Origin of the sequence: Arthrobacter agilis, assembly GCF_006494655.1 — a bacterium.
In the GTDB taxonomy this organism is placed as follows: Bacteria; Actinomycetota; Actinomycetes; order Actinomycetales; family Micrococcaceae; genus Arthrobacter_D; species Arthrobacter_D agilis.
Genome location: NZ_VHIM01000005.1, coordinates 280080 through 304589 on the forward strand (window position 1 = coordinate 280080; position 24510 = coordinate 304589).

The window sequence follows — 24510 nt, forward strand, 5'->3', positions numbered from 1 at the left end:
AGGGTATGGACCTCGAGCACGCCGATCTCGCACCGGACACCCTCACCGTCGCGGCAGGACGTCCGCCCCGCGCGCATGATGCCCCCGTCAACGCACCGATCGTCCTCACGAGCACGTATCACGAGACGCGCATCCCGGAGGTCGGGGACCGGATCTACGCGCGCGGGTCCAATCCCACGTGGGATCCGTTCGAGGAGGCGCTCGGCGCCCTCGAGGGCGCCCCCCTTCCCGCGCTGGTGTTCGGCTCGGGTCTCGGGGCAGCGGCCGCAGCGCTCTCGCTGGTCCCCACGGGCGGCGCCGTCGTCATGCCGCGGCACGCCTACGCCGGGTCCCTCACCCTCGCCGCCGATCTCGCGGCACAGGGCCGCTTCGAGCTGCGGACGGTCGACGTCGCGGACACCGCGGCCGTGCTCGCCGAACTCCACGGTCTCGCTGCCCGGTTCGACGCCGGACAGGTGATGCTGTGGCTCGAGAGCCCCACCAACCCGATGCTCGAGGTCGCGGAGCTGTCCGTGCTGACCGCTGCGGCGCACGCCCTCGGCGCGGTCGTCGTCGCCGACAACACCTTCAACACCCCCATGGTCCACCGGCCACTGGAGGCCGGCGTGGACGTCGTCCTGCACTCCGTCACCAAGTGGCTCGCGGGGCACTCCGATGTCGTCCTCGGGGCGCTCGTCACCGCCGATCCGGCACTGCGCGGCACCCTCCTCACCCACCGCACCCTGCACGGCGCGATCGCGGGGCCCTTCGAGGTCTGGCTCGCGCTCCGCGGACTCCGGACGCTCGCCCTGCGCATGGAGCGCAGCCAGGCGACGGCCGCGTTCCTCGCCCATCGACTCGTCGACCACCCCGCCGTCCGCCGCGTCCGCTACCCGGGCCTCGCCTCCGACCCGGGCCACGAGCGCGCCGCCGCGCAGTTCAACGGCTTCGGCGGAATCGTGAGCATCGAGCTCGACGACGTCGCGACCGCGGATGCCGTGGTGGCCGCCGTACGCCTCTGGATCCCCGCTACCTCCCTCGGTGGGGTGGAATCCCTCGTGGAGCGGCGGCGGCGCCAGCCCGCCGAGCCCGCGACCGTCCCCGCATCGCTCGTGCGCCTCTCCGTGGGCATCGAGAACCCCGAGGATCTGTGGGCGGACCTCGACCAGGCCCTGCGGGTGGCTGCGGGCGGCTAAGCTGGAACCGTGGATCTCGTACTCGCAGTCCAGTTGTACCTGTACCTCGCGCTCGGCCTCGTGGCCCTCGGCATCGAGGTCTGGGCCCTGTCCGATTGCCTGCGCCGGCCCAAGACCGCGTTCGAGGCCGCCTTCAAGCGCACCAAGGGCTTCTGGCTCGCCCTGACCGGCGGTGCCGTGGTGGTAGGGCTCCTGTCCGCCCTGGGCAGCAACGGCGGCTTCAACCTCTTCCAGCTGGTCGCAATCATCGCGGCCTGCGTCTACCTGGCCGATGTGAAGCCCGCGGTCAGCCAGACCACCGGCCGGGGCGGCAACTACGGTCCCTACGGCCCCTGGTAGGCCTCCACCCGCACCGATCCCGTCCGGGCATCAGCCCGGCGCGACGGCGTCCCACGCCACGGTGACCTCACCGAGTCGCCAACGGGCCGGACCATCCAGGAGCGGCCAGCCGTCGGCCTTCACCGCACCGCACATCGCCCGCCACCGCTGGGCCCGGCCGAAGGATGCGACGGCCGCGGCATCGACCCAGGCCTTGTCCAGGGCGCGCAGGTAGGCGTGCACCCGCTCGCCGTCGACGTTGCGGTGGATGAGCGCCTTCGGCAGGCGCTCGGCGACATCCGAGGGTATGGCGAAGGCACCGAACCGCAGCGCGATGCTGAGGGACACGGGTCCGTCGGCGTCGAGGGTCGCCCACGTGGAGCGTCGGCCTATCTCGTCGCACGTGCCGTCCACGAAGATGCCGCCCGGCGCGAGCCGTCCGCGTACCTGGTCCCAGTGCGCGGCGTACTCGTCCTCGCCGTACTGCCGCAACACGTTGAAGGCCCGCACCACGGCAGGGCGCCGGCCGTCGAGGGGAAGTTCGAAGCCGCCCTGCCGGAAGCTCAGGCCCGGCCGGGCCAGGGGTTCCGCCGCCGCCACGCGCGCCGGGTCGATCTCGATCCCGATCACCTCGACGTCGTCGCGCACGCCGCTCAGCCGCTCGAAGAGTTCCACCGCCGTGACGGGTGCGGCCCCGTAGCCGAGGTCGACGACGAGCGGATCGACGGCGCGACGCACCCGGGCGGCCTGCGGTCCCGCGAGCCAGCGGTCCACGCGGCGCAACCGGTTCGGATTCGTGGTGCCGCGCGTGATGGTCCCGATCGGCTTCTGGGGGCGCTGTCGCTGGGGCACCCGTCAAGGCTAGGCCACGCGCTTCACACTGGCGGGACGTCGGGGTCGCGGGCATGACCGCCGGAGCCCGATGCGGCAGACTGGGACCATGACCTACACACTGATCCTGCTGCGTCACGGGCAGAGCGAATGGAACGAGAAGAACCTCTTCACCGGGTGGGTGGACGTCGCCCTCACCGAGAAGGGCCGCGAGGAAGCCACGCGCGGTGGCCATCTCCTCACCGAGGCGGGCATCCTCCCCGACATCGTGTACACGTCGCGGCAGAAGCGGGCCATCATCACCGCGAACCTGGCGCTTGAGGCGGCCGACCGCAGCTGGATCGACGTCAAGCGCAACTGGCGCCTCAACGAACGCCACTACGGTGCGCTGCAGGGCAAGGACAAGGCCCAGACCCTCGCGGAGTTCGGCGAGGAGCAGTTCATGGAATGGCGCCGGTCCTACGACACCCCGCCGCCCGCGCTCGAGGACTCCAGCGAGTACTCGCAGGTGGGCGATCCCCGCTACGCCGACCTCGGCGACGACGTGCCCCGCACCGAGTGCCTCAAGGACGTCCTCGACCGCTTCCTGCCCTACTGGGAATCGGACATCACGGTGGACATCAGGGCGGGGAAGACCGTCCTCATCGCGGCGCACGGCAATTCGCTCCGCGCCCTCGTGAAGCACCTCGACGGCATCAGCGACAAGGACATCGCCGCACTCAACATCCCCACGGGGATTCCGCTCGTCTACGAGCTCGACGAGGACCTCGTGCCCGTCAAGGCTGGTGGCACCTACCTCGATGCGGACGCGGCGGCAGCTGCCATCGAGGCCGTCGCCAACCAGGGCAAGCACTGACGCGACCGGTCACGGACAAGAGAACGGCGGCCCCTTCCGGGGCCGCCGTCGTTCGTTCCCGGGTGTGTCCGGATCAGGTCAGCGGTGCGCTGGGCTGCCACTCGCCCGTGACCAGGTAGGTCACCTTGCGTGCCACCGAGACGCCGTGGTCCGCGAAGCGCTCGTAGTAGCGGCTCGCGAGGGTCACGTCGACCGTCGTCGGCGCGCTCTCGTTCCAGTCCGCCGCGGCAACGGCCCTGAAGACCCCGGCGTGCAGCTCGTTGACGCGGGAGTTCGCCGCGTTGATCTCGTTGCTCAGCTCGAGGTTGCGGGTCTCCAGGAGCTCGGTCACCTTGGCCGCGATCTGCACGTCGAGCTCGGCGAGTTCGTCGAAGGTGGCGCGGATGCTCTCGGGGATGACATTCGCGGGGAAGCGCAGGCGTGCCAGCTGGGCCACGTGGCGCGCGAGATCGCCCATGCGTTCGAGGGAGGCGCTCATCCGCAGGGCCCCGACGATCATGCGGAGGTCTGAGGCCACGGGTCCCTGGAGCGCCAGGATGTCGATGGCCCGCTCATCGAGGGCGTTCTGCAGGAAATCGATCCGGGCGTCGGCAGCGATGACCTCCTGTGCCAGCTCGGTGTCCGCTCCCTGGAAGGCGCTGTTGGCCTTCTGGATGGCCTCGGACACCAGCTGCGAGATCTCGATCAGCTCCTCGCCAATCTGGTGTAGCTCGGCCTGAAAAACCTTACGCACGTAGGCGTCCTTCCCTGGAAGTTTCGATGCAACCGTGTCCACAGTTCTGCCGACGAGCATTCCAGCCAGCGGTGAACTGTTTCTCCGCATTGTGTGAACGTTAGTTGAACCCCTTATCTATTGCCACCGGATCGCACGGCCCGGGGAGGGGCACCGCATAAGCTGTTCCCGTGGACCCCCTTTCCCTGACGCTCGTGGCCGGGCTGGTCGGCCTGGCGCTCGGTGTGAGCGGTATGGCGGCCTTCCGTGCGAGCGAGGCCCAGCGCCTCCGGCTCCTCTACGAGGACGAGCCCTCGCTGCCCGACGGCGCTGCGGAAGTGCTGTCCATCATCGGCCGGGCGTACGTGATCGTGGATGCGATCGACGGCGTCGTCCGCGCCAGTCCGGCGGCCTACGCCTTCGGACTCGTCCGCGGACACACGATGGTGCACTCCGAGCTGCTCGATCTCACGGCGCGCGTGCGGCGCGACGGCGTAATCGAACAGGAGCAGCTCGAGCTCCCGCGGGGCCCGCTGGGCCAGGGCACCATCGTGGTCCAGGTGCGCGTCGCCGCCCTGGGGGCCGAGTACATCCTGATCCTCGCCGACGACCGCACCGAGATCACCCGGAGCGAGGAGATCCGCACCGACTTCGTCGCCAACGTGTCCCACGAGCTCAAGACGCCGGTCGGGGCAATCTCCCTCCTCGCCGAGGCGATCGACGACGCCGCGGAGGACGAGGTGGCCGTGCGCCGCTTCGCCCAGCGCATGCACAAGGAGTCCGGTCGGCTCTCCGCGCTGGTCCAGGACATCATCGAACTGTCGCGGCTCCAGGGCGCCGACGTGGTGCGGCGCGGCAAGGCCGTGGACGTCGATTCCGTGGTGGCCGAGGCCGTGGACCGCAACAAGCTCCCGGCCGAGAGCAAGCAGATCGAGATCGTGGTCGGCGGGTCGGCCCCGCGGCCCGTGTACGGGGACCGCGACCTGCTGATGACCGCGCTCCGCAACCTCATCGACAACGCCATCCGCTACTCGCCGGAGGGCACGCGCGTCGGCGTGGGCGTGCGCTCGCGCGACGGCCTCGTGCAGGTGTCCGTCACCGACCAGGGCGCCGGGATCACGCCCGAGGAGCAGGAGCGCATCTTCGAGCGTTTCTACCGTATCGATGCGGCGCGCTCGCGGCAGACCGGCGGGACCGGACTCGGCCTCAGCATCGTCAAGCACGTGGTGGCGAACCACGGCGGCGAGGTGACGGTGTGGTCGCAGGCCGGCCAGGGCAGCACGTTCACGGTCCGCCTCCCGGAGATGGAGCTGACCGAGGACGACGGCGATTCCGTCGGTCCCGAGGACACCGCGGCGCAGGGCGCCGACAGGAGACCAGTGAAGAAGGGCAGCAGCGCTGCCCACGAGCAGGGAGTCAAGGCTTGAGCCGCATTCTGATCGTCGAGGACGAGGAGTCCTTCAGCGACCCGCTGTCCTACCTTCTGGGCAAGGAGGGGTTCGAGGTGTCCGTGGTGGACAACGGCCTCGACGCCGTCACCGAGTTCGACCGCTCCGGGGCGGACCTTGTGCTGCTGGACCTCCAGCTGCCGGGTCTCTCCGGCACCGAGGTGTGCCGTCAGCTGCGCCAGCGCTCGAGCGTGCCGGTCATCATGCTCACGGCGAAGGATGCCGAGATCGACAAGGTGGTGGGCCTGGAACTCGGGGCCGACGACTACGTGACCAAGCCCTACTCGTCGCGTGAACTCGTGGCGCGTGTACGGGCGGTGCTGCGGCGGCAGGCCGAGCCGGAGGAACTCATCTCCACGACCGTCCAGGCCGGTCCCGTGCGCATGGACATCGAGCGCCACGTGGTGAGCGTCGACGGCGAGCAGGTGGCCCTGCCGCTCAAGGAGTTCGAGCTGCTCGAGATGCTGCTCCGCAATTCCGGCCGCGTCCTCACCAGGGGCCAGCTGATCGACCGCGTCTGGGGTTCGGACTACGTCGGGGACACCAAGACCCTCGACGTGCACGTCAAGCGCCTGCGGGGGAAGATCGAGCCCGACCCGTCGACCCCCCGGTACCTCATCACCGTGCGGGGACTGGGCTACAAGTACGAGCCCTGAGCCGTTCCGGCCGCAGGTCCCTGGAAGGACACTGCCGGCGAGATGACACTGCCCGCGAGATGACACTGCCCGCCCCGGTTCTCCGGGGCGGGCAGTGTCGTTGGTGTCGTTCGTCGTGTCTGGTCGGGCTACTCGCCCTCGGCGGCCTCTTCGGTGGCTGCGGGCTCGCTCGGCCGGGGCGTGTAGCCACCGGGCACGAACTCGCGGTACTCCTGCAGCGTCCCGTCGAGCACCGGCACCTGGAAGGTCGCCTGCTCGCCGTCGACCTCGAAGTCGATGTCGATGAGGGAACCGGGGATGTCGTCGATGCCCTCGAGGGTGGCGTCGTCGCCGCTCTCGTCCTCGAACCTGATCTGGCCCTGGCCCTCGATGGAGATACGGGTGGCACCGCCGCCGGCGCTCACGGAGAGGTCCACGGGGTCGTCGCTCGTGTTGAACACCGTTCCGACGAGCCGCCCTGCTTCGTCGTCCTCGGTACCGACCACGAGGATGTTCCGCATCAGGACCGGCCCGAGGTCCTTGACGATGCCGTCCGAGGCCGCGTACTGCGTGGTGGTCGACTGCTCGGCGATGAGGTTGCAGCCGGAGATGGGCAGCACGACCAGCAGGGCGCCGGCAGCGACGGCCCGCTGCGCTCGGTTCTTCGGTGCACTCTTCACAGCACAAACTCCTGGGGTTCAACAGGTGGGGCAGGGACGCGATCCCGGGTGGGACGTACTGGACAGACTATCGGCTGAGCCACGGAATCGTGGTGTCCGTTTCGCGCGCGTGATCCCGTCCGGATCACCAAAAGAGCCCGACGTCAAGAGGCGAATCATAGCCAATTGGGGTTGTTTCGGCCGTCTGACCTGCGAAAACGCGCCGTCGGCGTGTCGTTGCCGTGATAAACTGACCTGCGGGAAAGGGGAAAGTCCACATGGTTTTTGAGGTCGGCGAAACAGTTGTTTACCCTCACCACGGCGCAGCGAAGATCGAAGAGATCAAGATGCGTGTCATCAAGGGCGAAGAGAAGATGTATCTCAAGCTCAAGGTGGCTCAGGGTGATCTGACAATAGAAGTACCAGCAGAGAACGTTGACCTCGTAGGGGTTCGCGACGTGGTGGGCAAGGAGGGCCTCGAGCATGTATTCGACGTCCTGCGGGCCGAATTCACGGAGGAACCCACCAACTGGTCGAGGCGCTACAAGGCAAACCTGGAGAAGCTCGCTTCCGGCGACGTCATCAAGGTGGCAGAAGTAGTGCGCGACCTCTGGCGACGCGATCATGATCGCGGGTTGTCGGCCGGCGAGAAGAGGATGCTCGCCAAGGCGCGGCAGATCCTCATCTCCGAGCTCGCACTCGCGGAGAAGACCGACGAAGAGAAGGCCGCAAGCGTTCTCGACGAGGTCCTCGCCTCCTAGAGGCAGGGCCGCGCGTCGAAGAGGGACCTCCGGGTCCCTCTTTTTCTTTGCCCTGTCATAGGGTGACGGAGTGCCCGAGAAGAAGCAGCATCCCCACCCGCCCGCCGTCGGCGTGATCGTCGTCGCCGCGGGGAGTGGACAACGCCTCGGACACGGCATCCCGAAGGCCCGCGTGCTGTGCGGGGGTCGCACCCTCCTCGAGCACGCCCTGGACGCGGTGGCCGCCTCGGGGGTCGCCGTCGCCGTCGTCGCCGTGCTGCCGCCCGACGACCCCGTGCTGACCGCCGTCGTCGCCCGGGCAGCGGGCGCCGCGCGCGACGGCGCCGGCCCCGTCATCTCACGCGTCGACGGCGGTGCCACCCGGGTCGCGTCCGTCCGTGCGGGGCTGTCCGCGCTGCCCTCCGACGTGGAGATCGTCCTGGTCCACGACGCGGCCCGCGCCCTGACGCCACCCGCGGTCTTCCGTCGTGTCGCGGAGGCCGTCCACGGCGGAGCGCCCGCGGTGATCCCCGTCGTCGCCGTGGCCGACACCATCAAGATCGTGCGCTCCGGCACGGTCGAGTCCACGCCGGACCGCTCGGGGCTCCGCGCGGTCCAGACCCCGCAGGGGTTCGCTGCCTCAGCCCTCCGATCCGCGCACGCCGGCGTCGCGGCGGCGAACCCCGGCATCACCGACGACGCCATGCTCATGGAGGCCCTCGGGGTACCTGTCCAGGTGGTCGACGGCGATCCGCTCGCGTTCAAGGTGACCACCCCGCTCGACCTCGCCGTCGCCGAGGCCGTCATCGCCCTCCGGGGCGACGGAGCCGGGACCCGGCCGACCCCATCCCAGAGCAGGAGCGCCCATGACACCGAATGAGCACCGCCACCTTCCACGCACGGGGATCGGCGTGGACGTCCATGCCTTCGATCCGGACGATGCACCGGCCCCGCTGTGGGTCGCCGGCCTGCTGTGGGAGGGCGAGCGGGGACTCTCCGGCCACTCGGACGGCGACGTCGTCGCGCACGCGGCGGCGGACGCCCTGTTCTCCGCCGCCGGGGTCGGGGACCTCGGTACCCACTTCGGCACGGACCGTCCCGAGTACGCCGGTGCGTCGGGACACACGCTGCTCTCCGCTGCCGCGCGGATCGTCAGGGATGCCGGGTTCGAGATCGGGAACATCGCCGTGCAGCTCGTGGGGAATCGGCCGAAGTTCGGCCCGCGCCGTGCCGAGGCGGAGGCCGTGATGCGCGACGCCGCGCAGGCACCGGTCAGCATCTCCGCCACCACCACGGACGGGCTCGGCCTCACCGGGAGGGGCGAGGGCATCGCTGCGATCGCCACCGCCGTCGTCGTGCCGTCCGCCGGTACCGCGACCTCCTGACGGGCAGGCACCCGCAGCCGTGGCCGGAGCCGGGCGCCGCGGCCCCTCGCTGGAGACCGCGGCCGGAGACCGCTGCCGTCGCCCTCTGCGGCAACCGACCCGCAACCGACCCGCAACCGACCCGCGGGCGCGCCTCGGCTGCCGGGTAATCTGGACCGGTGAGCCTGCGATTCTATGACACCGCCCGCGCCGAGGTGCGCCCCTTCGAACCGATCGAACCGGGCAAGGCGGGCCTCTACTACTGCGGGGCCACGGTGCAGGGCATGCCGCACGTGGGGCACGTACGGTCCGCGATCGCCTTCGACCAGCTGACGCGGTGGCTGGAGGCCCGTGGTCTGCGCGTCACCGTGGTCCGCAATGTCACCGACATCGACGACAAGATCCTCGCCAAGTCGGAGGATTCGTTCCGGGACGGGGCGGTGGACGCCGATCCCGCGATCGTGCCGGACGAGCCGTGGTGGGCGCTGGCCTACCGCTTCGAACAAGAGTTCCACCGGGCCTACGCGGCGCTCGGCGTGCGACGGCCCACCTATGAGCCGCGCGCCACCGGGCACATCCCGGAGATGCACGCGCTCATCGCACTCCTCATCGACCGCGGGCACGCCTATCCGGCGCCGGACGGGTCCGGCGACGTCTACTTCGACGTCCGCTCGTGGCCCGCCTACGGCAGCCTGACCCGGCAGGACATCGACGACATGCAGGCGGCGCCCGACGCCGATCCGCGCGGCAAGCGGGATCCACGGGACTTCGCGCTCTGGAAGGGGGCGAAGGACACCGATCCGGTGACAGCGTCGTGGTCCAGTCCGTGGGGAGCCGGACGACCGGGCTGGCACCTCGAGTGCTCGAGCATGGTCACGAAGTACCTGGGGGCCGAGTTCGACATCCACGGTGGCGGACTGGATCTCCGTTTCCCCCACCACGAGAACGAGATGGCCCAGTCGCAGGCCGCCGGTCATGCCTTCGCGCGCTTCTGGATGCACAACGGCATGGTGACCTACGGCGGCGAGAAGATGTCGAAGTCGATCGGCAACACGGTCAGCCCGCAGGAGATGATCGACGCCGCGGGTCCGCGGGTGGTGCGCTACTACCTCGGGCAGGCCCACTACCGCTCGGTCCTCGACTACCGCGAGACCTCGCTGCAGGAGGCCGGGGCCGCCGTCGCCAGGATCGACGGCTTCATCGGCAAGGCCTCGGCGCGCGTCGGCGCCCCCGCACCACGGCCGGTCGCCGCGGCGGACCTGCCCCCGGCCTTCGCAGACGCGATGGACGACGACCTCAACGTGCCGCAGGCCCTCGCCGTCCTCCACACCACCGTGCGCAGCGGCAACACGGCCCTGGCGTCAGGTAATGACACCGCCGTGGAAGCGGCACTGGCCGCCGTCGTCGCCATGACCGGCGTGCTGGGCCTCGACGACGCCGGCTCGCCCTCGACGACGTCGGGCGGCGCAGCCGTGTCCAGGACGCTGGAGGCCCTCATCGGCGACCGCATCGCCGAACGCGCGGACGCCCGTGCTGCCAGGGACTGGGCGCGCGCGGACGCCATCCGGGATGCGCTCGCAGCGGCCGGGGTGGCGCTGGAGGACTCCGCCGACGGCGCCGGCTGGTCACTGACGGACGGCTGATCGAGCCCCCTCGGCGGGTGGATCGAGCCTCGGGTCGGGTCCGTCCGGGCCCCTGCGGCGGCACGGCGGCGTCCGGCGCGTAAACTGGAGCCGATTCTTCTTCTATCCAAAGGTGTTCTCCCATGGTCAGTCACGGACGTCCGGGCGCGGTCCGCAAAACGAAAAAGGGCCCCACCATCGGCACCGGCGGACACGGGCGCAAGTCCCTCGAGGGCAAGGGCCCCACCCCCAAGGCGGAGGACCGCCCGTACCACAAGGCCTACAAGAGCAAGGAGCTCGCCGAACGCTCGGCGGCCAAGCGCGCCGGTGGCAAGGGCGCAGGCACGGGGCGCACCAAGGGCAAGGCCGCCGAAGAAGTGGTCACGGGCCGCAACTCCGTGGTCGAGGCCCTGCGCGCAGGGATCCCCGCCAAGGCCCTCCACGTCGCGATCCGGATCGAGATGGACGACCGCGTGCGCGACTCCCTCAAACTGGCCACCGAGCGCGGCATCCCGGTGATGGAGACCGGCAAGCCGGAGCTCGACCGCATGACCGACGGCGCGGTGCACCAGGGCCTCATGCTGCAGATCCCGCCCTACGAGTACGCCGACGCGCTCGACCTCGTCGACGAGACCATCGAGAAGTACCGTCGCGGCCACATCGGCAACGCTCCGCTGTTCGTCGCCCTCGACGGCATCACCGACCCCCGTAACCTCGGGGCGATCATCCGCTCGGCCTCCGCGTTCAGCAGCCATGGCGTCATCGTCCCCGAGCGCCGCTCCGTCGGCGTGACCGCGTCTGCCTGGAAGACCAGCGCCGGCGCCGCCGTGCGCGTCCCCGTGGCGCGCGTCGGCAACCTCAATTCCGCGCTGAAGTCGATGAAGGACAAGGGCATCTTCGTGCTGGGCCTCGACGGTGACGGCGACGTCTCGCTGCCCGCGCTCACACTGGGCCGCGACCCCATCTGCATCGTCGTCGGGTCGGAGGGGAAGGGGCTGTCACGGCTCGTGCGCGAGAACTGCGACCAGATCGTCTCCATCCCCATCGACTCCGCGATGGAATCGCTCAATGCATCGATGGCGGTGGGCATCACGCTGTACGAGGTGTCACGCCAGCGTTCCTCGTGATCGCGGCAGCATGACGCAATCGGTGCAGACACTCCCGCGGGCCTCCCGCGAGTTCCCCCTGGGCCTGCACGGGATCACGCGCGGCCGGCTGCAGGACTCCCATGCCAACGCGGCTGTCTGGGCGCCTGCCATCCCGTCCATGGACGTGCACTGGCTCCGTTCCGACGGGACGTGGACCTCGGAGACACTCGTGGGGCTCGACGGCGGCGTCCACCACGGCGTCGTGGGGCCGATCGAGCCGGGATCGCTCTACGCCTTCTGGCCCACGGGCCAGGAGCCCCCGGGGATCATCGGCGAGGCGCAGCTGCTCCTCGACCCCTATGCGCGTGCGGTGGAGACCGTCGACACCGAGACCGGCACGGACGAATCCCCTGTCCGCTCCTACTACTCCGTCTTCCTCGAGCATGCCTTCGACTGGGGCGACAGCGAGCGGCCGGGCACTCCCTGGCGTGACACCGTGATCTACGAGGCGCACGTCAAGGGCCTCACCCGGCTGCACCCGGAGGTTCCCGAGGACCTGCGCGGCACCTACGCCGGCCTCGCCCACCCGGCGATGGTGACCTACCTGCGGGACCTCGGTGTGACCGCCGTCGAACTCCTCCCCGTGCACTTCCACATCGACGAACCGCACCTCGAGCCGCTCGGGCTCAGCAACTACTGGGGGTACAACACCCTCGGCTTCTTCGCCGCGCACACGGACTATGCCACCGCCTCGGCGCGCGCCGCTGGACCTGCCGCCGTGCTCGACGAATTCAAGAGCATGGTCAGGACCCTGCACGAGGCAGGGCTCGAAGTGATCCTCGACGTCGTCTACAACCACACCGCGGAGGGTGAGCAGCACCGGCCCGCCCTGTGCTGGCGGGGACTGGGCGATCTCGACTACTACCGGCACGACGGCGCGGGCCGCTACGTCGACACGACGGGGTGCGGCAACACGCTGGACTTCTCGCAGCCCCGCGTCGTCGAGTTCGCACTCGACTCGCTGCGGTACTGGGCGGAGGAATGCCAGATCGACGGCTTCCGCTTCGACCTGGCCGTCACCCTCGCGCGGGACGAGCACAACGCCTTCACGCCGAGGCACCCCTTCCTCGTGGCCGCCGGAGCGTCCAAGGCCCTGCGGGGGACGAAGCTCATCACCGAACCGTGGGACATCGGCCCGGACGGCTGGAAGACAGGTCGGTTCCCGGTCGGGTGGGCGGATTGGAACGACGGTTTCCGTGACACGCTGCGTGATTTCTGGCTGCGCGACGTCGCAGCCCTGGCGGGCGGCGGCCGTGGTGCTTCCCCGGCACGCCTCGCCGGGTGCCTCGCCGGATCGGCGGACACGTTCGGAGCGTCGGGTCGTAGTGCGCTCGCCTCGATCAATCTGATCACCGCCCACGACGGGTTCACCCTCGCGGACCTCACCGCCTACGAGCGCAAGCACAACGAGGCCAACGGCGAGGGCAACCGCGACGGCCACGGGGACAACCGCAGCTACAACCACGGCGCCGAGGGGCGCACGGAGGACGAGGGGATCCTCGCCGCGCGGGAGCGGAGCGCGCGGAACCTGATGGCCTCGCTCCTCATCTCCCTGGGCGTGCCCATGCTGACGGCGGGGGACGAGTTCGGCCGGTCGCAGGGCGGCAACAACAACGCCTACTGCCAGGACACCGAGGTGGCGTGGGTGCACTGGCCGGCGGACGCCGCATCGCGACGCATGCTCGAGGCCACCCGGACCCTGCTGACCATCCGGAAGGACTTCCTCGCAGCACAGCCGCCGACCTTCCCGTCGCGCGGGGATCAGTCGACCCTGCTGTGGTTCAACGCGTCGGGGCTGCCCATGACCGCGCACGAGTGGGACGACCCCCACACGCGGACGGTGCAGCTGCTGCTCGGTTCGAGGGGTGGGACGATCAACGGGCTCGTGGTCATCAACGGCGCCCTCGAGGACGTGCGGGTCCACCTCCCCTCGGCCTGGATCCAGCAGGAGCAGGGCGTCGGGAGCGATCAGCCGCGCTGGTTCAGCCGGACGTTCGACTCGGCAGCGGCCGGTGTATTCGGCGCGCCAGGAGCAGGGACTCCGGACGCTGCAGGCGACCGCCTGCGCTCCGGCGAGCCCGACATGGTGGCCGCGGACTCGGTCCGCATCTACCGCTGCTGACCGTCCGGACCGCACAACGGGCGGCTCATCGTCGTGCCACGTCCGGACGACGACGAGGACGGACGAAGCCGAACACAGGAGAAGCCCGGGACCAGGGGTCCCGGGCTTCTTCTGTTTTCACTGCAGTGTGCGCCGTGCCGTGCCGTGCCGTGCTGGTCGCGTCCTGCTGACTCACCGGTGGTTGCTGCAGTCCGGTGGCTCGTCGGGCGTCAGGCGTTGACCACGAGCCCGAGTTCCGCCTTCGAGACCAGGGTCGAGTGCTTGGGGAGCACGCGGACGGTGTAGCCGAAGGAACCCGAGTGGTCGATCCGGATGCCGCCGGTGAACAGGTAGCGCCCGCTCCCGAGATCCTCCGCGACCTCGAGGTCCTCGACCGTCACATCGCTCAGCTCGTCGCTCTCGAGAGCCCGCCCGTAGGCGACCTCCACCGCCACGTCGTCGGGATCGAGCCCGCCGAGGGACACGTACGCGTTGACGGTGAGCGAGTCGCCGATCTGGGGATCCTCCGAGACGCCCGTCGAGTCCACGTGCTCCACCTGCACTGCGGGCCAGCTGCCCTGCACGCGTGAGCGCCAGGCCGCGGTCCGCTTCGCGAGTGAGAAGTGGTCGGCGGCTGTCTCCCGGCCGGCACGCCAGGCCGGGCGGTACAGCTTCTCCACGTAGTCCTGGAGCATGCGCTCGGCCGAGACGGCCGGGCCCAGGGTGGCCATGGTGTGCTTGATCATCGCGATCCACTGATGGGGAACGCCGTCGCGCGACGGCTCGGACGGACCCGCCGCTCCCGCTCCCTCGCCGGGGACCAGCGAGTAGAAGCGCGGGCCGACCTGCGTCTCGAGGAGGTCGTAGAGGGCCGCCGCCTCGATGTCGTCGCGCTCGTCCGCCGAGGCCCCGTTGTTCGCGGTGGGTATCGCCCACCCGTTGTCGCCGTCGTACATCTCGTCCCACCAGCCGTCGAGGACGGAGAGGTTGAGTCCGCCGTTGATCGCGGCCTTCATACCGGATGTACCGCAGGCCTCGAGCGGCCGGAGCGGGTTGTTGAGCCATACGTCGCAGCCGGGGAACAGCGTCCGGGCCATCGCGATGTCGTAGTTCGGCAGGAAGACGATGCGGTGGCGCACCTCGGGGTCGTCGGTGAAGCGGACGAGGTCCTGGATCATGCGCTTGCCCTGCTCGTCGGCGGGGTGGGACTTCCCCGCGATGACGAGCTGGATCGGGTGCTCGGGGTGCAGGAGGAGTGCCTTCAGCCGGGCGGGGTTCCGCAGCATGAGGGTGAGGCGCTTGTAGGTCGGTACGCGCCGCGCGAAGCCGATCGTGAGGACGTCGGGGTCCAGGACCGAATCGGTCCAGCTCAGCTCGGCATCGGCCGCGCCACGCTTCTTCCACGACGAGCGCAGGCGCTGCCGGACGTCGTCGACCAGGTTCGAGCGCAGGCTGCGTCGCAGCGCCCACACATCGGTGTCCGGGACGTCGTAGACCTTGTTCCAGGCCGGATCCAGGATCGATTCCGCCCCGAAGTTCGCGCGAGCGAAGTCGGCGATCTCCGGGTCCACCCAGCTCGGGACGTGCACGCCGTTGGTCACCGACGTGATCGGCACCTCGCGGGTGTCGAATCCCGGCCAGAGCCCCGAGAACATGCCGCGCGACACCTCGCCGTGCAGCTGCGCCACGCCGTTGGCGCGCTGCGCGAGCCGCAGGCCCATGACGGCCATGTTGAACTTCGCCGGGTCGCCGTCGGCGTAGTTCTCGGCGCCGAGCGCCAGCACGCGGTCGGTCGGCACCGCGGGCGCCAGTCCGGCGTGGAAGAAATGCTCGATCTGCGCGCGGTCGAAGCGGTCGATCCCGGCAGGAACGGGGGTGTGGGTGGTGAAGACCGTCGACGCGCGCCCCGCGGTCAGGGCTTCCTCCCAGCTCATGGGCGACTCGTTGGACGGGTCCATCAGTTCGCGGATCCGTTCGATGCCGAGGAACCCGGCGTGCCCCTCGTTGGTGTGGAAGACCTCGGGCGCAGGGGTGCCGGTCAGCCGTTCGAAGATGCGCAGTGCCTTGACGCCGCCCATGCCGAGCAGGAGCTCCTGCTGGAGCCGCTGGTCTCCGCCACCGCCGTAGAGGCGGTCGGTGACATTGCGTGCGGCCTCGTCGTTCTCCGCGACGTTCGAGTCGAGGAGCAGGAGCGGCACACGGCCGACGTCGGCCCGCCAGATGTGCGCGGAGAGCCGGCGGCCGTTGGGCAGCGGCAGGACGACGGTCGCGGCCGAACCGTCCGCTTCGCGGAGGAGTGTGAGCGGGAGGCCGTCGGGGTCGAGGACCGGGTACGTCTCCTGCTGCCAGGCGTCGCGGGAGAGGGACTGCTTGAAGTAGCCGGCCTGGTAGAGCAGCCCGACACCGATGAGCGGGACGCCGAGATCCGAGGCGGACTTCAGGTGGTCACCGGCGAGGATGCCGAGTCCACCCGAATACTGGGGGAGGACCGCGCTGATGCCGTACTCGGGGGAGAAGTAGGCGATGCAGCGGGGTGCGTCCTCTCCGAGGCCCTGGTACCAGCGTGGTTCGGTCAGGTAGCTCTCGAGGTCGGCTCCGAGCTCCTGGATGCGCTGCACGAGCTTCTCGTCGGCAGCGAGCTGCTGGAGCTTCTCGCGCGTCACGGATCCCAGGAAGGCGACGGGATCATGGCCGGTCTCCTCCCAGGCCGCGGCATCGATGTCCTGGAAGAGACGCGAGGTCGGCAGGTGCCACGACCAGCGCAGGTTGCCGGCGAGTTTGCCGAGCGGCGCGATCTTCTCGGGGAGGACGGTTCGGACGGTAAATCTACGGATTGCCTTCACCCCGGTTACGCTAGCGCACTTGCCCAGCCGTGGGGAGGGCGTGGAGCGCAAACGCTTGCGTCGGATCGAAGCGCCCCGAGTGTTACGCCAAGCTGCCTTAGCAATTCGGACCATTAGTCGCTAACGTCGTAACGGTGACGATCTCCAGCGAGCAGAATCGAAATGCCCAGTATCCCGATGGACTGCGCTTCGGCCGCATCCCGATCACCGCGGTGAGCCCCGTGGTCGAGGACGGTCGCTTCCCCGCGAAGGGGATTCCCGGCTCCGACATCGCCGTGGGCGCCACGGTGTTCCGGGAGGGCCACGACCAGCTCGGGGTCTCCGCCGTGCTCCGGGATCCGCAGGGTGATGTGGTGCAGACCGTCCGCATGACGCCCGTCGGCTCAGGGCTGGACCGCTGGGCGGGAACGTTGACCCCGCAGACCCGGGGCCTGCACACCTTCACGATCGAAGGCTGGTCCGACCTCTTCGGTACCTGGGAACACGACGCGACGATCAAGATCGCCGCGGGCGTCGACGTCGAACTCATGCTGGCGGAGGGGGCTGCGCTCTTCACGCGCGCCGCGGACGATCGTTCGGCCGCGGACGCCGACCTCTTCCGTCGCACCGCCGAGGCGCTGGCCGACACCACGCGCAGCGTGGACGAGCGGCTCGCCGCCGGTCTCTCGCCCGAGATCCACGACGCCATCGCGCGCCGGCCCATCCGTTTGCTCGTGACGGCGTCGCCGGCCTACCCCATCGATGTGGAGCGCGAGCTGGCAGGACGGGCTGCCTGGTACGAGTTCTTCCCCCGGTCCGAGGGGGCCACCTATGATCCCGAGACCGCCGAGTGGACGTCCGGGACGTTCCGCGAGGCGACGAAGCGCCTCGACGCCGTCGCCGCCATGCATTTCGACGTCGTCTACCTGCCGCCCATCCACCCGATCGGGCGCGCACACCGCAAGGGACCGAACAACACCCTGACCGCCGGACCCGGGGACCCGGGTTCCCCCTGGGCCATCGGGTCGGAGGCGGGCGGACACGACGCGATCCACCCGGAGCTCGGTACGTTCGACGACTTCGACGCGTTCGTGGCCCGCGCCCGCGAGCTGGACCTCGAGATCGCCCTCGATCTCGCCCTGCAGGCGTCCCCCGACCACCCGTGGGTGCAGAGCCACCCCGAGTGGTTCACCACACGGGTCGACGGCTCCATCGCGTACGCCGAGAACCCGCCGAAGAAGTACCAGGACATCTACCCGATCAACTTCGACAACGATCCCGCGGGCCTGTCGAAGGAGGTCCTGCGGATCGTCCTCATGTGGATCGACCACGGTGTGAAGATCTTCCGGGTGGACAATCCCCACACCAAGCCCGTGCAGTTCTGGGAGTGGCTGATCGCGGAGGTGAACCGCGAGCACCCGGACGTCATCTTCCTCGCCGAGGCGTTCACACGTCCGCCTATGATGCATGCACTCGGGCGCGCAGGGTTCCAGCAGTCCTACTCCTACTTCACCTGGCGCAACACCAAGATCGAGCTCGAGGAGTACTTCACCGAGATCAGCCACGTCTCGCCGTCGTACTTCAGGCCCAACTTCTTCGTGAACACCCCCGACATCCTCACCGAGTACCTCCAGTACGGCGGACCCGCGGGCTTCAAGATCCGGGCGGTGCTCGCGTCGATGGCCAGCCCGCTCTGGGGCGTGTACTCCGGCTACGAGCTGTTCGAGCACGTCGCACGGCCGGGAGCCGAGGAGTACATCGACAACGAGAAGTTCCAGTTCCGCCCCCGCGACTACGCGGCGGCCGAGGCCGAGGGGCGGTCACTGGCCCCCTTCATCACGCGACTCAACGCGATCCGCCGTGCCCACCCCGCCCTCGGGGACCTCGAGAACCTGAGCATCCACGGCAGCACGGACCCCGCCACACTCGTCTTCGCCAAGCACAAGGAGACGGCGGAGGGGAAGGACACGATCATCGTCGTCGTGAATGTCGACCCGCACAGCACCCGCGAGAGCACGGTGTCGCTGGACCTGGCGCTCCTGGGCATCGACGCCGCGGACCTCGACGAGAACGGTACGTTCCTCGTGGACGACCTCATCACCGGTCACACGTTCTCCTGGGGCGAGCACAACTACGTCCGGCTCGACGCGCACGTGGAGCCGGCCCACATTCTTTCGATCAGGAGGCAGCGCTAGTGCCCAACCCCTACCAGCTCAACGCACCGGGACTGGCCCATGACCCCCACTGGTACCGCAAGGCCGTCTTCTACGAGGTTCTCGTCCGTGGTTTCGCGGACGCGAACGGAGACGGCTCCGGGGATCTCTCCGGACTGATCGAGAAGCTGGACTACCTCCAGTGGCTCGGTGTGGACTGCCTCTGGCTGCCCCCGTTCTTCAAGTCGCCGCTGCGTGACGGCGGCTACGACATCTCGGACTACTACGACGTCCTCGACGAATTCGGCTCCCTCAGCGACTTCAAGCGCCTCGTCGCCGAAGCACACGCCCGCGGGGTCCGGGTGATCATCGACCTTCCGGTGAACCACACCTCGGACCAGCACCACTGGTTCCAGGAATCGCGCAGCGACCCCGAGGGCCCGTACGGCGATTTCTACGTGTGGAGCGACACCGACGAGAAGTACGAGGATGCCCGCATCATCTTCGTCGACACCGAGGAGTCGAACTGGACGTTCGACCCGGTGCGCCGCCAGTTCTTCTGGCACCGCTTCTTCAGCCATCAGCCGGATCTCAATTTCGAGAACCCCAAGGTGCAGGAGGCCATCTTCGACGTCGTCAGGTTCTGGCTCGACCAGGGCATCGACGGTTTCCGCGCGGACGCCATCCCCTACCTCTTCGAGGAGGAGGGCACCAACTGCGAGAACCTGCCGAAGACGCACGAGTTCCTCAAGCGCCTGCGTGCCATGGTCGACGAGAACTACCCCGGCCGCGTGATCATCGCCGAGGCGAACCAGATGCCGGACGAAGTGGTCGAGTACTTCGGCGACGAGGACGGCCCCGAGTGTCACATGTCCTTCCACTTCCCCATCATGCCGAGGCTCTTCTACGCACTGCGCGACCAGAAGGCAGCCCCGATCATCGAGACCATGCGGGATACCCCCGACATCCCGGCCGGCGCCCAGTGGGGAACCTTCCTGCGGAACCACGACGAGCTCACGCTCGAGATGGTGACCAACGAGGAGCGCGAAGCCATGCTCGGCTGGTACGCGCCCGATCCCCGCATGCGGGCCAACGTCGGCATCCGCCGTCGGCTGTCCCCGCTGCTCGACAACTCGCGCGCAGAGGTGGAGCTCATCCACTCATTGCTGCTGTCGCTGCCCGGTAGCCCGTTCCTGTACTACGGGGACGAGATCGGCATGGGGGACAACATCTGGCTCGAGGATCGCGATGCCTCGCGGACGCCCATGCAATGGAACCCGGACCGCAACGCGGGGTTCTCCCCGGTGGATCCCGGCAAGCTGTATCTGCCCGTCGTGCAGTCGCTCGTGTATCACTACAACCACGTGAACGTCGAAGCGCAGATGGCGACGTCCAGTTCGCTGCTCCACTGGGTGCGGCAGATGCTCGCGGTGCGCAAGGCCCACCCAGCCTTCGGCCTCGGCGGCTACCGCAATGTCCCCGTGGAATCGGAGAACGTCCTCGCGTTCCTGCGCGAGGTGGAGGAGCCGAATGCGGAGGGCGAGCCCGCCGAGGCGGTGCTCTGCATCTTCAACCTCTCCCAGCACCCGGTCGCGGCGCGCATGCGCCTCCCCGAGTTCGCCGGGCGGGGCCTCCGCGATCTGTTCGGTGGCGCGATCTTCCCCGCCTTCGCCGAGGACGGCGAGATCACGCTGACGCTCGGCAGCCACGACTTCTTCTGGCTGCGGGTCCGCTCGGCGTACTCGAACACGTCCTCGCCCCACACGCAGTCGATGCCCGTCATCCCCGTCCCGGAGGACAGCCGCTCATGACGACACACACCCCGTTCATTCCGGAAATCCTCACCGAGTGGCTCCCGTCGCAGCGGTGGTTCCCCGCGAAGGAAGCATCCGTCGGGGTGACCGTGGTCGGTGGGACCGTCCTGGAGGACCCGGCAGGTGAGGCCGGGTTCGAGATCCACTTCCTCGCGGTCGAGTCAGGGCGGCGCACCGACGTGGTCAGCGTGCCGATCAGCTACCGCAGCGAGCCGCTCGAGGACGCCGCCGCCGGACTGATCGGCCAGGTGGAGCATCCCGCGCTCGGTACGCGCTGGGCCTACGACGCCACGCACGACGCCGACTTCGTGCGGCTGTGGGTCGATTTCATCCTCTTGGCGCGCTCGACGCCCGACGATCGCCTCGACGGCGTCGTCATCAAGGCTCCCGAGCACCAGGAACCCGGGGTCGCACAGCCGGTGAAGGTGCTGCAGGGGGAGCAGTCGAACACCTCGGTGGTCTACGGAGCCGGACCGGGGTCGATGATCGTCAAGTTCTTCCGCGTCCTCGCGGCCGGCGAGAGTCCCGACGTGCAGATCAGTGCCGAACTCACGGCCGGCGGGTCGACGGACACCCCCGGACACCTTCGGGTGGGTCACGGGGACGTGGCAGGATCCACAGGGCGCACCCGGTCACCACGTCACCGGGCACGTCAGTGTGCTGCGTGACTTCGTGGAGGGCAGCACCGACGCCTGGCGTACCGCGTCCCTCGCCGCCAGTACCGCCGCCGATTTCACCGCGGAGGCGCGAGGCCTCGGCCGGGCCGTCGCCCGTATCCACCGGCAGCTCGACGGCGCCTTCGGCAGCCGCACCGCGACCGCGGCGGAGGAGCAGGAGTTCAAGGACGCCCTCGCGCAGCGCATCCGCTGGGCCTGGGAGGAGGCGGGCGGCGCCGTCGGCCCCCTGGGAGACGAGGTCGAGGCCGTCCTCCGCGACATCGCCGCCCTCGAGGACATCCCGCCGCTCCAGCGGATCCACGCGGACCTCCACCTCGGTCAGGTGCTGCAGGCACCTGACGGCACCTGGCTCGTCATCGACTTCGAGGGCGAACCACTCCGACCGACTGCCGAACGGAGCGTCCCCGACGTGCCGGTTCGCGACGTCGTCGGCATGGTGCGATCCCTCGAGTACGCGGCAGCGTCCCGGGGTGCAGCCCCGGTCGGGTCCGATGAGACCGCGACCACCGAGCGCTGGTCGGATTCCGCACGCCAGGCCTTCCTCGAGGGGTACGCGGAGGAAAGCGGCGCCCCGGTCGCGACCGACGGGCCGCTCTTCCGTGCGCTCTGGCTCGACAAGGCCCTGTACGAAGTCGTCTACGAGATCCGCAACAGGCCGGACTGGGTCGAGATGCCCGTCCGGGATGTCCGACGCGCCCTGGGTGTCCAGCCCGGTGCGGACGCTATGAAAGCAGCTGACATGAAATCTTCCAAGAAGGCAGCCTCCGACAAGGGTGCAGGCGACAAGAAGCTGGCCGCCAAGGCAGCGGAAGCCGTCGCCGGGACGGCCAAGGCCGTCGCCGGCAAGGCGAAGAACGCCACCACCGGCCTGGCCGACAAGGCGAAGGACGCCGGTAGCACGCCGACCCCGCCCAGCGCTCCTCCTGCGCCCGCGGTCGTGGAGCCCGTCGAGGTCGACCGCGCCGTTCTCCAGCAGGTGTCGGAGGGCGCGTACTACCAGCCCCACGCCGTCCTCGGCGCCCACCTGAGTGACGACGACGTCGTCACCATCCGGACACTCCGACGCCTTGCGCGGTCCGTCGTCGTCATCACCGGCACGGGACGCACCGAACTCACGCACGAGCACAACGGCATCTGGGTCGGTGCGCTTCCGGCCGAGACCACGGGCCATGTGCCGGACTACCGCCTCGAAGTGACCTATGACGGCGAGCCCACGATCGTCGACGATCCCTACCGCTTCCTGCCCACGCTGGGCGAGATCGACATGCACCTCATCGGGGAAGGCCGCCACGAAACGCTGTGGACGGCGCTCGGTGCGCATGTGCGGCACTACTCGTCGGTGCTCGGCGACATCGAGGGCGTGTCCTTCGCGGTGTGGGCGCCCAACGCCCGGGCCGTCCGGGTGATGGGCGATTTCAACGGCTGGGACGGAAGCGTCAATGCGATGCGTGCGCTCGGCAGCTCCGGTATCTGGGAGATCTTCATTCCCGGAGCAGGCGCCGGCACCTGCTACAAGTTCAACATCCTCGGCAGCGACGGTCACTGGCGTGAGAAGGCCGACCCGATGGCACGCGGCACGGAGATCCCTCCGCTGACCGGTTCGAAGGTGGTCGAGTCGGACTACACCTTCGGGGACGATGAGTGGATGACGGCCCGCGCGGCCGGCGATCCCCACAACGGACCGATGAGCGTGTACGAGGTGCACCTCGGTTCCTGGCGCCAGGGGCTCAGCTACCGCGAGCTCGCCGAGCAGCTCGTCGAATACGTGTCCTGGCAGGGCTTCACGCACGTGGAGCTCATGCCGGTGGCCGAGCACCCCTTCGGCGGCTCCTGGGGTTACCAGGTCACGTCCTACTTCGCACCGACCTCGCGGTTCGGTTCACCGGACGACTTCAAGTACCTCATCGACCGACTCCACCAGGCCGGCATCGGCGTCATCATGGACTGGGTGCCCGCCCACTTCCCGAAGGACGCCTGGGCGCTCGCCAAGTTCGACGGCGGCACGCTGTACGAGCACGGCGATCCGTTCCTCGGCGAGCACCAGGACTGGGGCACGCTGATCTTCGACTTCGGCCGCCGTGAGGTCCGCAACTTCCTCGTTGCCAACGCGCTCTACTGGCTCGAGGAGTTCCACATCGACGGGCTGCGCGTCGACGCGGTCGCCTCCATGCTCTACCTCGACTATTCCCGCGAGGAAGGCCAGTGGCGGCCGAACAAGTTCGGTGGCCGCGAGAACCTCGAGGCCATCTCCTTCCTGCAGGAAGTGAATGCCACCGCCTACAAGCGGGCCCCGGGCATCGTCATGGTCGCGGAGGAGTCGACGGCGTTCGACGGCGTGACGCGTCCGACGAGCAGCGGCGGCCTCGGGTTCGGCATCAAGTGGAACATGGGCTGGATGCACGACACCCTCCAGTACATCTCGGAGGACCCGATCAACCGGGTGCACCACCACGGCAAGGCCACGTTCTCCATGGTCTACGCGTACACGGAGAACTTCATGCTGCCCATCAGCCATGACGAGGTGGTCCACGGCAAGGGTTCGCTCCTTCGCAAGATGCCGGGCGACCGGTGGCAGCAGCTGGCGAATGTCCGGGCCTACCTCGCTTTCCAGTGGGCTCACCCGGGCAAGCAGCTCATCTTCATGGGGTCCGAGTTCGCCCAGGAAGCGGAGTGGGCAGAGCACCACAGCCTCGACTGGTGGCTCACCGAGACGCCGTCGCACCAGGGTGTGCAGGAGCTCGTCCGGTCACTGAACACCATCTACCGCGACACCCCCGCTCTCTATGCGCGAGACAACGAGCCGGCGGGATTCCAGTGGATCGACGAGAACGACGGCGAGCACAACACCCTGTCCTTCATCCGTTGGGATCACCAGGGCAATCCCCTGGTCTGCATCGCCAACTTCGCCGGCGGACCCCATGAGGGATTCCGCGTCGGCCTCCCGTGGGCGGGGGAGTGGACCGAGGTCCTGAACACCGACTCCGCGGAGTTCGGCGGATCGGGCGTCGGCAACCCGGGTCAGGTCACGGCACACGAGGGTGCGCACAACGGACAGCCCGCGTTCGGCGACGTCCGTGTCCCGCCACTCGGCGTGCTCTACCTGAAGCCTGCAGGCAACTAGTCACGTCAGCACCCGGCGGCGGCCCTCCCCGAATCGGGAGGGCCGCCGCTGTTTTGCATCCGGCCCCACCTGGTGTTAGTGTTTATATCCGCGCTGATGAAGACATCTGATCGGCCGACAACCACAGAACCGAGGATCTCCTCCTTTCCGCATGGACTGGAACAGAACCTCGAGGGCGTGGGAACCGGCGGATTTGGAGATTCGGGGTTGGTGTGGGTAAGCTTGAAAAGTTGCTTCGGAGCGAGAATACAGCGGTTTGGTTGTGTTTGGTGCCGGTAGCTCCTGTTGTTTGAGAACTCAATAGTGTGCCAAGT

Annotated in this window: 19 protein-coding genes; 15 read left to right on the plus strand and 4 right to left on the minus strand. The window is 69.0% G+C overall.

Features of this window, described 5'->3' with window-relative positions:
- Positions 1-5 precede the first annotated feature (5 nt).
- Together FJV46_RS10095 and FJV46_RS10100 are read left to right on the plus strand one after the other, a co-directional pair.
- Complete coding sequence (locus FJV46_RS10095; RefSeq protein ID WP_087027987.1) at positions 6-1175, plus strand: trans-sulfuration enzyme family protein; 1170 nt, start codon at positions 6-8, stop codon at positions 1173-1175.
- A 9-nt stretch (positions 1176-1184) separates the two neighbouring features.
- Positions 1185-1514, plus strand: a complete 330-nt coding sequence (locus FJV46_RS10100; protein WP_087027989.1) for a DUF2516 family protein — start codon at positions 1185-1187, stop codon at positions 1512-1514.
- Between the two features lie 30 nt (positions 1515-1544).
- Here the strand turns inward: FJV46_RS10100 and FJV46_RS10105 are convergent, their stop codons facing one another.
- Positions 1545-2345 (minus strand): class I SAM-dependent methyltransferase, encoded by an 801-nt coding sequence (locus tag FJV46_RS10105; protein ID WP_087027991.1) that lies wholly within the window; start codon positions 2343-2345, stop codon positions 1545-1547.
- 88 nt (positions 2346-2433) lie between these two features.
- On the opposite strand from FJV46_RS10105, the gene FJV46_RS10110 reads away from it, so the two are divergent.
- A complete protein-coding gene (locus FJV46_RS10110; RefSeq protein ID WP_087027993.1) occupies positions 2434-3180 on the plus strand; it encodes a phosphoglyceromutase in 747 nt (248 codons plus the stop codon).
- A gap of 73 nt (positions 3181-3253) precedes the next feature.
- Here FJV46_RS10110 and phoU read toward each other — a convergent pair whose 3' ends face one another.
- Positions 3254-3913 (minus strand): phosphate signaling complex protein PhoU, encoded by a 660-nt coding sequence (phoU, locus tag FJV46_RS10115; protein ID WP_087027995.1) that lies wholly within the window; start codon positions 3911-3913, stop codon positions 3254-3256.
- Positions 3914-4083: 170 nt separating this feature from the next.
- Here phoU and FJV46_RS10120 point away from each other — a divergent pair, with 170 nt between their 5' ends.
- Together FJV46_RS10120 and FJV46_RS10125 are read left to right on the plus strand one after the other, a co-directional pair.
- Positions 4084-5319: a sensor histidine kinase gene (locus FJV46_RS10120; RefSeq protein WP_197715707.1), complete on the plus strand. Its 1236-nt coding sequence runs from the start codon at positions 4084-4086 to the stop codon at positions 5317-5319.
- Positions 5316-5996: a winged helix-turn-helix domain-containing protein gene (locus FJV46_RS10125; protein WP_087027997.1), complete on the plus strand. Its 681-nt coding sequence runs from the start codon at positions 5316-5318 to the stop codon at positions 5994-5996. The genes FJV46_RS10120 and FJV46_RS10125 overlap by 4 nt, the downstream gene beginning before the upstream one ends.
- A 128-nt stretch (positions 5997-6124) precedes the next feature.
- On the opposite strand, the gene FJV46_RS10130 is transcribed toward FJV46_RS10125, so the two are convergent.
- The gene (locus FJV46_RS10130) at positions 6125-6655 is read right to left on the minus strand and encodes a hypothetical protein (RefSeq protein WP_087027999.1); all 531 of its coding nucleotides are present in this window, start codon (positions 6653-6655) and stop codon (positions 6125-6127) included.
- Between the two features lie 257 nt (positions 6656-6912).
- Here FJV46_RS10130 and FJV46_RS10135 point away from each other — a divergent pair, with 257 nt between their 5' ends.
- The 6 genes from FJV46_RS10135 to glgX all read left to right on the plus strand — a co-directional run bounded on the left by FJV46_RS10135 (position 6913) and on the right by glgX (position 13630).
- The gene (locus tag FJV46_RS10135; protein ID WP_028280415.1) at positions 6913-7395 is read left to right on the plus strand and encodes a CarD family transcriptional regulator; all 483 of its coding nucleotides are present in this window, start codon (positions 6913-6915) and stop codon (positions 7393-7395) included.
- Positions 7396-7465: 70 nt separating this feature from the next.
- Positions 7466-8254 carry a 2-C-methyl-D-erythritol 4-phosphate cytidylyltransferase gene (gene ispD / locus FJV46_RS10140; protein ID WP_087028001.1) on the plus strand — a complete coding sequence of 263 codons (789 nt, stop codon included), beginning with the start codon at positions 7466-7468 and terminating at the stop codon, positions 8252-8254.
- Positions 8241-8759: a 2-C-methyl-D-erythritol 2,4-cyclodiphosphate synthase gene (gene ispF / locus FJV46_RS10145; protein ID WP_087028003.1), complete on the plus strand. Its 519-nt coding sequence runs from the start codon at positions 8241-8243 to the stop codon at positions 8757-8759. The genes ispD and ispF overlap by 14 nt, the downstream gene beginning before the upstream one ends.
- Positions 8760-8917: 158 nt before the next feature.
- A complete protein-coding gene (gene cysS, locus FJV46_RS10150) occupies positions 8918-10381 on the plus strand; it encodes a cysteine--tRNA ligase (RefSeq protein ID WP_087028005.1) in 1464 nt (487 codons plus the stop codon).
- Between the two features lie 122 nt (positions 10382-10503).
- Positions 10504-11487, plus strand: coding sequence for a 23S rRNA (guanosine(2251)-2'-O)-methyltransferase RlmB (gene rlmB / locus FJV46_RS10155; RefSeq protein WP_087028007.1), 984 nt, complete (start codon positions 10504-10506; stop codon positions 11485-11487).
- A gap of 10 nt (positions 11488-11497) precedes the next feature.
- On the plus strand, positions 11498-13630 hold the full coding sequence (gene glgX, locus FJV46_RS10160) for a glycogen debranching protein GlgX (protein WP_087028009.1): 2133 nt from the start codon (positions 11498-11500) through the stop codon (positions 13628-13630).
- A 209-nt stretch (positions 13631-13839) separates the two neighbouring features.
- Here the strand turns inward: glgX and glgP are convergent, their stop codons facing one another.
- Complete coding sequence (gene glgP / locus FJV46_RS10165; RefSeq protein WP_179195205.1) at positions 13840-16452, minus strand: alpha-glucan family phosphorylase; 2613 nt, start codon at positions 16450-16452, stop codon at positions 13840-13842.
- Between the two features lie 134 nt (positions 16453-16586).
- Here glgP and FJV46_RS10170 point away from each other — a divergent pair, with 134 nt between their 5' ends.
- The 4 genes from FJV46_RS10170 to glgB are packed head-to-tail and all read left to right on the plus strand — an operon-like array spanning position 16587 to position 24196.
- On the plus strand, positions 16587-18626 hold the full coding sequence (locus FJV46_RS10170) for an alpha-1,4-glucan--maltose-1-phosphate maltosyltransferase (RefSeq protein ID WP_232008572.1): 2040 nt from the start codon (positions 16587-16589) through the stop codon (positions 18624-18626).
- Positions 18626-20395 carry a maltose alpha-D-glucosyltransferase gene (gene treS, locus FJV46_RS10175; RefSeq protein ID WP_087028013.1) on the plus strand — a complete coding sequence of 590 codons (1770 nt, stop codon included), beginning with the start codon at positions 18626-18628 and terminating at the stop codon, positions 20393-20395. The genes FJV46_RS10170 and treS overlap by 1 nt, the downstream gene beginning before the upstream one ends.
- Complete coding sequence (locus FJV46_RS10180; RefSeq protein WP_087028015.1) at positions 20392-21066, plus strand: maltokinase N-terminal cap-like domain-containing protein; 675 nt, start codon at positions 20392-20394, stop codon at positions 21064-21066. Before treS ends, FJV46_RS10180 begins: the two co-directional genes overlap by 4 nt.
- Positions 21067-21070: 4 nt before the next feature.
- Complete coding sequence (gene glgB / locus FJV46_RS10185) at positions 21071-24196, plus strand: 1,4-alpha-glucan branching protein GlgB (protein WP_232008573.1); 3126 nt, start codon at positions 21071-21073, stop codon at positions 24194-24196.
- Positions 24197-24510 lie beyond the last annotated feature (314 nt).